This is a genomic window from Streptomyces auratus, assembly GCF_050433025.1.
Lineage (GTDB): Bacteria > Actinomycetota > Actinomycetes > Streptomycetales > Streptomycetaceae > Streptomyces > Streptomyces sioyaensis.
On sequence record NZ_JBNGCB010000001.1, the window covers coordinates 492262 to 503786 of the forward strand.

At 74.3% G+C, this 11525-nt stretch carries 1 protein-coding gene (running past one end of the window); it reads right to left on the reverse strand.

Annotated elements, in window-relative coordinates:
• Nucleotides 1-11467, reverse strand: partial view of an SDR family NAD(P)-dependent oxidoreductase gene (locus BKA18_RS02190; RefSeq protein ID WP_366047791.1) — the 5' portion only. Its footprint begins 12581 nt before the window's first position; the window shows 11467 of its 24048 coding nt (coding positions 1-11467); its start codon is at nt 11465-11467; the stop codon falls past the left edge of the window.
• Nucleotides 11468-11525: the final 58 nt, after the last annotated feature.

The following is an 11525-nucleotide window of genomic DNA, read 5'->3' on the forward strand; positions in this document are numbered from 1 at the left end:
GGCGGGCGGTCAGCTCCGCGAGGGCGTCCGGTGCGAGGCCGATCGCCACCACACGGGAGGCCGCGGACGGGTAAGGGCTGCCGCGCAGCAGCCGGACGGGCTCCCAGACGGGGTGCAGGGTGAGGTCGCCCGCGGGAAGCTCGTAGGAGTTGGCCGGCTGCGCGGGCGGGGCGGGCACGGCGGACGTCGTCGCAGGCGGCGCATCCTCCACGGCAGGGGGCGGGGCGGCGGGCTGCCGTGCGGCGTTGCCGAACGTGGCGGGGGTTTCGTCGAGTTCCGGAAGTCCGTCGGTGTACCAGTAGCGCTCCCGGGCGAACGGGTAGCCGGGCAGTGCGACCTTGCGCGGCTTCGGTCCCTCGGTGTGGAGGCGGGCCCAGTCGACGGCCAGGCCGCTGGTCCAGGCCTCGGCCAGCGGCGCCGGCTTTCCGCGCCGTGCCCAGCGCACGGCCGTCTCCTGGAAGTCCTCGTCGGTGAGGAAGTCCTTGACCGCCCCGCCCCGGTCGCCGCCGGGGTTGAGGTATGCGCCCGCGGGCAGCGTGCCGCCGAGCGCGCAGGCGTCCAGTGCGTCGACCAGGGCCGGAAGTGTGCTGACGGCCACGGCGAACCGTGCGGTCATCGCCTCGCGGCCGACCTGCAGCGTGTAGGCGATGTCGGGCAGGTCCGCGCTGCTCCACCGCTCCTTGCGCAGCGCGTCGCGCAGCCGGCCGGCCGACTCGCGCAGGCGCTCCTCGTCGAAGGCGGACAGCACCACGACGACGGTTTCGCCACGGTGCGCGGGTGCCTCGGGCGCGAGGTCCTTCCCGGCGTGCTCCTCGACGTGTTCCTCGACCACGAGGTGGGCGTTGGAGCCGCCCGCGCCGAACGAGGAGAGGCCGCCCAGGCGCGGGCGGGTGCCGGTCCTCGGCCAGGGCGCGGCTTCGCGCTGCAGGACGAAGGGGCTGTCGGCGAAGTCGATGTCCGGGTTGACGCGTTCGGCGTGCAGGGAGGGCACGAGCGTGCCGTGCCGCATCTGCAGCAGCAGCTTGGCGAGGCCCGCGATGCCCGCCGCGGACTCCAGGTGGCCGATGTTCGACTTCGCCGAGCCGATGGCGCAGAAGTTCCGTGCGTCGGTGAATTCGGCGAAGGCCGCGTTCAGCCCGGCGATTTCGATCGGGTCGCCCAGCGAGGTGCCGGTGCCGTGCGCCTCGATGCAGCCGATGTCCCAGGGGTCCACTCCAGCCCGGCGCCAGGCGCTGCGGATGACCGCCGCCTGCGCAAGCGGGTTCGGCACGGTGAATCCGTGCGTGTGGCCGCCGTGGTTCACGGCGGTGCCACGGATCACGCCGAGGATGCGGTCGCCGTCGGCGACGGCGTCGGCGAGCGGGCGCAGCAGCACCGCGCCGACGCCCTCGCCGGGCACGTAGCCGTCGCCGCCCGCACCGAAGCTGCGGCAGCGGCCGTCGCTGGAGGCGAACTGGCCCTCCCCGATCATCAGGTACTTGCCCGGGTGCACCGACAGGTTGACCCCGCCGGCCAGGGCGACTCCGCACTCCCCTCGTTGGAGGGCGGCGCAGGCGAGGTGGATCGCGGACAGCGCCGAGGCGCACATGGTGTCGACGGTGACGCTGGGGCCGCTCGCGTCCAGGAAGTACGAGACGCGGTTGGCGATGGACGCCAGGCTCCCCGGCACCACGACCGGCTCACCGCGCACGCTGTACTCGGCGCCGTGGAGCTGGTACTCGGAGTACATCGCGCCGGCGAACACCCCGATGTCGCCGGCGTCCTCGGCCACCCGGGCGCGGGCGGCGGCGCGCAGGGCGTCACGTGTGTAGCCGGCGTCCTCCAGCGTGGTGTGGGCGCACTGCAGGAACAGCCGCTCCTGCGGGTCCATCGTGGACGCCGCCTTCGGCGAGATCCCGAAGAACAGCGGGTCGAACTCGTCGATCCCGTCGAGGAAGCCGCCCCACTTGCTGTACGTCCTGCCGGGCACGCCGCGACGCGCGTCGTAGTAGCGGCTGTGGTCCCAGCGCCCGGCCGGGATCTCGGTGATGCTGTCCCGGCCGGCGAGCAGGTTCTCCCAGAAGGTGTCCAGGTCGGGTGCGCCGGGGTAGCGGCCTGCCATGCCGACGATCGCGATGGCCATGCCCTGCTCGGCGCGGGGCGGTGCGGCGCTGACGGGGGCCGGCTCCGGCCCGGCGGCCGGCGCGAGCTGCTCGTCGGTGCGCGCTGCCCTCGCGCCGCTCAGGCCGACCAGTGCCGCGAGCGCGTCGGGCTGGGTGCGCAGGAAGTGCTGGACGAGCCCGTCGACCGTCCGTACTTCGAAGAACAGCGTGCTGCCGACGTTGCAGAGCCCCTTGCGGACCGCTTCCGTCAGCTGGACGACCAGGATCGAGTCGATGCCGTAGCGGTCGAAGGGCACATCGGCGCGGATGTCGGCGACCGGCAGTTGCAAGGTGTCCGCGACCAGGGTGCGGAAGTGGTCACGGGCCAGGTCCGCCAGGAGCTCGTCGTCACCTGCGCCGTCAGCCGCGACCGGAACCGGTGCCGGTGCGGGCAGTTGAGGCTCGGCGGCCCGCGGCCCGGCCTCGGGGAGGGTGCCGCGGAAGGCGGACTCCCCGTCCGGGCGCGGCTGGCGGATCGCGCCGTCGCTCTCGGCGACGATCACCTGCTGGCCGAGGTCGTCGGCGCCCTCGGCGGCGACGAACGCCGCGCGGAAGCCGACCTCGCCGAGGACCCGCCGCCAGCTCTCCGGCGCCAGGCCCGGAGAACCGGGGATACGCGGCGCCGGGTCGTCGTAGAGCCACCAGCCGTCCAGGAGGCCGAACGTGAGGTGGCTGAAGAGGATGTTGTCGCTGAGCTCGTTGAGCAGCAGCAGGGCGTTCGGGCGCGCGGCGGCCTTGGCGTTGCGCAGCGTCCTGCGGATGTTGCCCGTCGCGTGCAGCACGTTGGTGGCGATCACGACGTCGTACTCGCCGGGGTCCACCTCCTGGCCCGCCAGCGGCTTCTCGGCGTTGAAGAGCCGTGCGTCCAGGTACGGGGCGATCTCGCCGTACTCCCGCTGCCCGTACAGCAAGAACGCCTTGGAGATGTCGGTGTAGCTGTACTTCTCGATGTGCCGGGCCCACGGCCGCAGCCTGCGGAGGACCGTGGCGCTGGTGCCGCCGGTGCCGGCGCCGATCTCCAGGATGCGCAGGCGGGCGGACGGGTCGTCCGCCAGCCGCCGTTCGAGGTAGGCCACGAGGGTGTCGGCGAGCACGTCGTTGAAGTAGTCGGCGACGGGGTTGTTCTTGTACACGGCCTCGACGAGGTCGAGCGAGGCGTTCGGGAACATCACATCGGTGGCCGGGCGGCGGCCGGTGAGGATGCCGGTCATGGCGCGCAGCGTCGTGTCGACGAGGACCGCCTGGGGACGTTTGGCGTCGTCGGCCAGCCACTGCTGTCGCGCGCGGTCCCAGTCGGCCCAGGCGTCGTCGAGGGATCCGGTACGGGTGTCGAGGGCCGCGTACGTGTCTTCGCCCTCGCGGCGCAGGCGGCCTGCGTCGGCGAGTACGGCGAGGGTGTGCTCGGTCCAGCGCTGGTAGCGGTCCTCGATGCCGCCGACGGCGCGCCACTCGGCGGCGGTGGCCGCGCGGCCGTCGCGGAACAGGCCCAGGGACTGCAGCAGCGCCCAGGTGATGCGGACGAGCGCGTCCTGCATGGCTCCGGCGTGTCCGCCCGCCTTCTCACGCAGCTGCGCGATCTCGGCGCGGCGGTCGGGGCGGTCCTCGCCCAGGGCGCCGATCAGGGACGGGGTGGTGACGGCCGGGTGCGTGAGGGCGTCGTCGTCGTGGAGGCCGTCGATACTGCGGGTGTCCGTGGCCTTGAGGAGTGCGAGCTGCGGGTACGGGGAGGCCAGCAGGGTGTCGAAGGCGGCCATGCCCTCGTCCGGTTCGATCGAGCCCAGGCCCAGCTGTGCCATGCGCTGCCGGTAGCCGTCGGCGGTGACGACGCCGACGCCGGCCCAGTAACCCCAGTTCATGACCTTGACCGGGCAGTCGAGCCGGGTGGCGAGGTGCTCGGCATAGGCGTCGGCGAAGGTGCAGCCCGCCGCGTAGTTGGCCTGGCCGGGAGCCTTGAAGAAGGCCTGCATGGAGGAGAAGAACGCGACGAAGTCCAGCGGCTGGCCGGCGAAGGCGTCGGCGAGGTTCACGGCGATGTCGGCCTTGGCGGCGTAGGTCGTGCGGAACCGGTCCTCGTCCATCCGGGCGAGGGTCTGGTCGCCGAGGACGATCGCGGTGTGCAGGACGCCGCGCACGGGGCCGTGCCGCCGCACGATCTCGTCGCGGGCGCGGCGCAAGTCGTCGCGGTCGGTCGCATCGGCCTGCACGTAGTCCGGCTTGGGGCCGTGGGCCGCCAGGGCTTCCTGCTGAGCGGCGATGTCGGCGTCCAGCGGGCGGCGTCCGATCCAGACGACCCGGGCGCCGTGACGGCGCATCATGTGCTCGGTCCACACGGTGCCGATGCCGCCGGCGCCGCCGATGGCCACGAGCACGCCGCCGGGCTCGCGCGGGGCGGCCGCGGCCCCGAGCCCGTGCGTCTCCAGCAGGCGCAGGCGGTACCACTCGCCGTGCCGGTGGGCCAGGGTCTCGCCGCGGGGGTCGGTGGGCAGAGCCAGCAGAGCCGGCCAGGGCACGGCGGCGTCCGCCTCGATGTCGGCGACGCGGATCCGCCAGTGCGGGTACTCCTTGGCCAGGGTGCCGGCGAGGCCGTGCACACCGGCGTGGGCGGGGTCGGCACCGGTGTCGCCCGGTAGCCTGCGCGCCTGCCGGGTGACCAGGGTCAGGCCCATTTCACGGGCGTCCGCGCCGTCGGCCAGGAGCGCCTTGACCAGACGGAACACGGCGATGGTGCCGTCGTACCGCGCGGCGTCCGGGGCGCCGGTGGCGCCGTCCGGGGCGAGCCAGAAGACGTGCTCGGCACCGGCGGGCAGGCGCGCGGCCAGCTGGTCGACCGGTTCGTCGGCGCGGGCGTCCAGGACGGTGGCGTCCGGGTAGCGGCGGCGGAGCCCGTCCCGTTCCTCGGTGGTGCCGCCCAGCAGCACGACGCGGGTCTGCGGGTGGGGCCAGGGCGCGGCGGGCGCGACGGGCAGGGCGTCCCACACCGGTGCCAGCAGCGTGGCACGCGGGGCCGCGCCGGACGGGGCGGTCATGCGGCGGAAGGCGTAGCCGCGCAGGCTCGCGGAGAGCTGTCCGTCGTCGTCGTACACGTCGATGTCCACTTTCGTCACGTCCCGGTCGGCCGAGGGGGCGTAGCCCTCGGTGTGGCGCAGGTGGGCCCACATGCGTTCGGTGGTGGGGGCGAAGAAGTCGGCGGCGTCCAGGGCGAAGGGCAGTGCGGGCGCGCCGCGTTGATCTTCGAGCGTGCCGGTGGCGTCGCCGTAGAGGCCGACGACGGCCTGGACGGCGCTGTCGAGCATCGCGGGGTGCAGCGCGAACGCGCCGTCGCGGGCGCCGTCGGGCAGGACGAGCCGGGCCAGGACCTCGCCGTCACCGACGGCCAGGGTGTCGATGGCGCGCAGGCGGTCTCCGTGGCGGATGCCGACGGCGTCGAGGGCCGCACGGCACTGGCTCCGCGACAGGGTGCGACGGCCGCAGCGGGCCCGCAAGGCGTCCAACGGCGTGGCCACGGGCGAGCCGGGCGTGGCGAGCCGGCCCTGGGCGTGCACGGCCGAGTCGTCGCGCAGGACGCGGAAGGCGTCGCCGTCCCGATCGACTCGTAGTTCGGCGCCGCCGTCCCCGACGGGGAACGGCTCCGGCCATACGACATCGCGCAGGCCGACCGGCGCGAAGGAACTGCCGGTCACGGCACGGCGTGCGACCTCCAGCGAGAGCACGCCGGGCAGCACGGCCCGGCCGCCCACGTGGTGGTCGGCCAGGAAGAACTCCTCACCGCCGAGCCGGAGGCGGTACGCGGCCTCGTCCGTGTCCCTGCGCCCCTGGCTCTCCCCGGTGTCGGTCGTGTCGCTCCAGTAGCGCTGCCGCTCGAACGGGTAGGTCGGCAACGGCACTTGGCGGCGCGAGGAGGACGCGAAGCTGTCGGCGAACCGGTCGACCTCGCCCCGTACGTACGCCGCGGCCAGCGCGGCCGGGGCCAGCGCGCGCACACCGCCGACGGGGCGGGGGTCCGCGGCGGTCTCCCCCTGCAGCACGGTGTCACCGGCGGTGCCGGACAGCCAGGAGCGCAGGCGTGCCGCCAGGTCGGGCAGGCCGGCGGCGACGACGGCCAGCCGGTGCGCGAAGTGGCTGCGCCCCGCGGCCAGGCTGAAGGCGACGGCGTCGGCGGGCAGACCGGGTTCGCGGTCGAGGTGGGCGAGCAGCCGTTCGGCGACGGCACGGAGGGCGGCCGGTGTGCGGGCCGACAGCAGAAAGGCGTGTTCCCCGCCCGCGCCGGTCGTCCGGGGGGCCGGGTGCTCCTCCAGCACGACGTGTGCGTTGGTGCCGCTGGCCCCGAAGGAACTCACGGCCGCCCGGCGCGGGCCGCGGGCAGGAGCCGTCCAGGGCTGCGGGGCGGTGGTGACGGTGAACGGGCTGCCGTCGAGCACGACGGCCCGGTTGGCCTCCAGGAAGTGGAGCGACGGCGGGATCTGCCGGTGCTCCAGGGCCAGCAGCGCCTTGATGACGCCCGCGATACCGGCGGCGAACTGGGTGTGCCCGATGTTGGTCTTGATCGATCCCAGGACGGCGCTCCCGGCCGGGGCGTCCTCGAACGCGCGGGTGAGCGCGCGGAATTCGATCGGGTCGCCGAGCTGGGTACCCGTGCCGTGCGCCTCGACGAGCTGGATGCCGCCCGGCTCGATGCCGCTGCGGGCGTGGACGTCGCGCAGGAGCTGTTCCTGCGAGGCCGCGCTCGGGGCGGTGATGCCGTTGGTGGTGCCGTCCTGGTTGATGCCGGAGCCGCGGACGACGCCGTAGATGTGGTCGCCGTCGCGCCGGGCGTCGGCGAGCCGTTTGAGGACGACCGCGCCCGCGCCCTCGCCCGGGACGAAGCCGTCGGCGCGGGCGTCGAAGCTGTGGCAGCGGCCGCTGGGCGAGAGCATGCCCGCGCGCGAGGCCGACTCGTACAGCCGCGGCGTGGTCTGGAGGAACACCCCGCCCGCGATCGCCATGTCGGCGTCGCCGGAGAGCAGGTCGCGGCAGGCCAGGTGCAGAGAGACGAGTGAGCTGGAGCAGGAGGTGTCGGTGGTGAGGGCAGGGCCCTTGAGGTCGAGGTGGTAGGCGATCCGGGAGGCGACGACCGAGCCCATGGTGCCCCACAGGGCCTGCGCCGGCGGCCGGGCGTCCAGCTGGTCGTGGTAGTCGCCGGCGTAGCAGCCGGCGTAGACGCCGCAGTTGCGGTTGGTCAGGCGTTCGCCGGTGTAGCCGGCGTCCTCCAGGGCGTTCCAGCACTGTTCGAGGAAGATGCGCTGCTGGGGGTCCATGGTGGTGGCCTCGACGCCGGAGATCGCGAAGAACACCGGGTCGAACTGGTCGATGCCGCGGACGAAGCTGCCGGAGCGGCAGCTCACCTCCTGGCCGAGCGGCCAGCGGGTCACCGGTTCGACGAGGTCGTGGCCGGCCATCAGGTGGTCCCACAGCGCGCGCGGGTCCTCGGCGTCGGCGTAGCGGGCGGCCATCCCGACGACGGCGATGGCGTCGTCGTCCGGCGCCGGGGCGGCGGCTGCCGGGGAGGCCGGTGCGTGCAGCGCGTCACCGTAGGTACCGACGAGGAACGCGTGCAGGCGCTCGACGGTGCCGTGGTCGAACAGATCGGTGGTCTCCAGCGCGGTGCCGAGGGCCGTGTTGAGCGTGTGGACCAGGTTCACGCCGAGGATGGAGTCCAGGCCGTAGTCGGCGAAGGGGCGGCGGCGCTCGATCTCGGCGACCGGCATCTGCAGGGCCGCTGCCAGTGCGTCGAGCAGGATGCGCTCGACGTCGGCGGCACCGGCTGCCGTCGAGCGGGACGGGGCGGCCACCGGCGTCGTTGCCGGGTGCTCGGTGCCGACCGGGCCGAACCAGAACTGCCGTCCGGCGAAGGGGTAGGCGGGCAGGTGGACGCGTGCGGGCGTCTCCGCACCGTCGTGCAGGCGGGTCCAGTCGAGCGGCATGCCCTTGGCCCAGAAGGCGGCCAGGTCGTGCCAGTCGCCGCGGTTGATCCAGCGGGTGACGAGTGCGCGGAGTTCGTCCTTCTCCGCCAGGGCTGCCAGGGTCTCGCGGGTGGCCCTGACGCGGCCGCGGGACCACGGGCCCTCGGCCGTGGCGTCTGAGCCGGAGTCGGAGTCGGCGAGGAAGGCGCCGAGCTGGTCGAGCCATTCCCCGGGTGTGCTCGCGACGAAGCACACCCGCTCGTCCATCTCCTCGCGGCCGGTCTGGAGGGTGGCCGCGACGGCGGGCAGGTCCACGGGGGCGCCGCTGCGGAGCAGGTCGGACAGTTGACCGGCCCGTGCGTGCAGGTCCTCGGTGGTCCGGGCGGACAGCGGCAGCAGCACCGGCCGGGCGGACGGGGCGGGCGTGGCGGGTTCGGTCGTCGTGCTCCGGTACTCGGCGACGATGACATGGGCGTTGGCGCCGCCCGCGCCGAACGAGGAGATGCCGGCCCTCCGCGGGCCGCCGTCCGCGGGCCGCGGCCAGGGGGCCCCGCCGGTCTGCAAGGTGAACGGGGTGGCCGCGAAGTCGATGTCGGGGTTGGTCTGCTCGGCATGCAGGGTGGGCGCGAACTCGCCGTGCCGCAGCTGCAGTACGGCCTTGGTCAGGCCCGCGATACCCGCGGCGGCCTCCAGGTGGCCGATGTTCGACTTGACAGAGCCGAGGGCGCACGCACCGCTCCCGCCGGCGTCAGGAGCGAAGGCCTGGGTCAGACCGTCGATCTCGACGGGGTCGCCGAGCCGGGTGCCGGTGCCGTGCGCCTCGACGTAGCCGATGCCGGCCGCGGACACGCCGGCGCGGTCCAGCGCGTCGCGGATCAGCGCGGCCTGTGCGCGCGGGTTGGGCACGGTGTAACCGTTGGTGCGCCCACCGTGGTTGATCGCGGAGCCGACGATCACCGCGTGGATGGGGTCGCCGTCGGCCTCGGCCGCGGACAGCGGCTTCAACAGCACCGCGCCGACGCCCTCGCCGGGCAGGAACCCGTCGCCGCCCGCGCCGAAGCTGCGGCAGTGCCCGTCGGTGGCGAGCATCCGGGAGCGGCACAACTCGACGTACGAGGAGGGGTGCAGGTAGAGGTTGACACCGCCGGCGATGGCCAGCTCGCACGCGCCGTGGCGCAGGTGCTCGCAGGCCTCGTGGATCGCGGTCAGCGACGACGAGCACATGGTGTCGATCGGCATGCTCGGGCCGTGCAGGTCCAGCAGGTACGACACCCGGTTGGCCAGCGAGCCGAAGGACGTGCGCGGCGCGGGCGGCAATCCGTCGGTCGCCGGCGGGCGGTGGCGGTCGAAGCCAGTCTTGGTGATCCCGGCGAAGACGCCGACCGACGAGGCGTGCTGCTCGGCGAGGCGCTGCCGCGTATAGCCGGCGTCCTCCAGCACCGACCACGCGCTCTCCACGAACAGCCTCTCCTGCGGGTCCATGTCGGCGGCGTCGCGCGGCGCGATCCCGAAGAACGCGGCGTCGAAGCGGGCGAAGTCGTCGAGGAACGCGCCCCACTTGCTGTAACTGGCACCCTGCTGCACGGCTCGCTGCGGGTCCGGTTCGTAGAAGGCGTCCAGCGGCCAGCGCTCGGCGGGCACCTCGCGGACGCTCTCGCGTCCCGCGCGCAGGTTCTCCCAGAACGCCTCCAGGGTCGGGGCGTCCGGGTAGCGCCCGCTCAGGCCGATGATGGCGATCGGCTCGTCCGCGCCGGCCGGACGGGGCCGCGCCGTCCGCGGCGCGGCCGCCGTCGCAGGAGTCCCGGCCGGGGCGGCGGCCACGTCCGGGACGTCGCCGAGCCAGCGGCGGCAGCCGTCCGCGTGCTGCTCCGCCAGGTGACCGGCCAGGTCGTTCAGCGTCGGGTACTGGTAGAGCACCGTCTTGGGCAGGGCGCCGAACCACTGCGCGAACCGGCGGTTGAGCCGGGTCACGGCCAGCGAGTCGATGCCGAAGCCGTCGAGCGGAGCGGCGGCGTCCAGCCGGGCGGGGTCGAGCCGCACCGTCTCGGCGATCAGCTCCTTCAGCAGGGGCAGCACGCGTGCCCGCAGTTCCGCCGGCCCCGTCTGCTGCATCTGCTGCATCTGCGTCTGCTGCGTCTGCTGCGTCTGCGCCTCCTGCGTCTCCGCCTCCTGCGGACCTTCCTCGTCCACTCCGCTCTCCTCGTCCATGACCAGTAGGTGTGGTGTGCCGAGCGCCAGTGCGCCGTGCAGGGCCCGCAGTGCCGTGTCCGTTTCCAGGGGGCGCCCGAAGCGGGCGGTGAGCGCGGGCACGTCCTCGGCCGGGACGCTCATCCCGCCGTCCTGCCACAGCGGCCAGCCGATCGAGACGCTCGCGCCGTGGCGCTCGCCCGCGGCGGCCAGACCGGCGCGGTGGGTCAGGTAGGCGTCGAGGAATCCGTTCGCGGCGGCGTAGTCGGCCTGCCCGGGGTTGCCCAGCGTTCCCGCGCCGGAGGAGAACGCCGCGAGGAAGTCCAACGGCAGGCGGCGGGTGGCCTCGTCGAGGTTCACCAGCCCGGCGGCTTTCGGCGCCAGGACCTGCTGGGCGTCCTGGTGGGACTTGCGGATCACGTAGTCGTCGCGGAGCAGGCCCGCCGCGTGCACGACCCCGTCGAGCCTGCCGTACGTGCGCACAAGGGAGTTGACGAGCTGGGCCACGGCGGCGGCGTCGGCGACGTCCACCCGCCGGTACTCGGTCCCCGGGCCCGGCTGACCGGGCCCGCGGCCCGCCGGCGAGCGTCCGCACAGGACGACCCGGGCGCCGGGGGCGTGCCGAGCGATGTCGGCGGCGACCAGCCGGCCGACGCCGCCCGCTCCCCCGCTGATCAGGTAGACGCCGTCGGCCTTCCACACCGGCGGGGGTGCCGCCGCACGCGGGGCCGCTGCCCAGGCGCGGACCTGGCGGCGGCCGCCGGTGTAGCGCACGTGGTCCGCCGCCTGCCCGGACTCCGCCCGCAGCACACCGGCGAGTTCCTCGCCCGACGGCCGCTGCGTGAATTCGATCAGCCGGCAGTGCAGCGCCGGGTCCTCCTGCGCGGCGGTGCGCAGCATGCCGATCAGACCGGCGTAGCCGTACGGAGTCCCCTCGCGGCACACGACCTGCACGGAACGGGGGCCGCCGGCCGGCTGGTTCAGCAGCCGCTGGAGCTCGCCGAGCAGCAGGGTCGCCGCGTGCTCGTAGGCGGCAGCGGGCCCGTCGTCACCGCTTTCCACGCGCGCGACGGACACGCCGGGCAGGTGCCGGCGCAGGTCGGTCACGTCCGCGTCGGGGGTGTCGCACAGCACGACCAGCCGCCGGGTTCCGGGGGGCGCGGTGCGCTCTCGCGCCGGTTCGTCACGCCATTGCGGCACACGAAGGATGTTTCTGCTCACGTTCATTCCGTTCCAGGTCACGGGGCGGCCGGGCCGC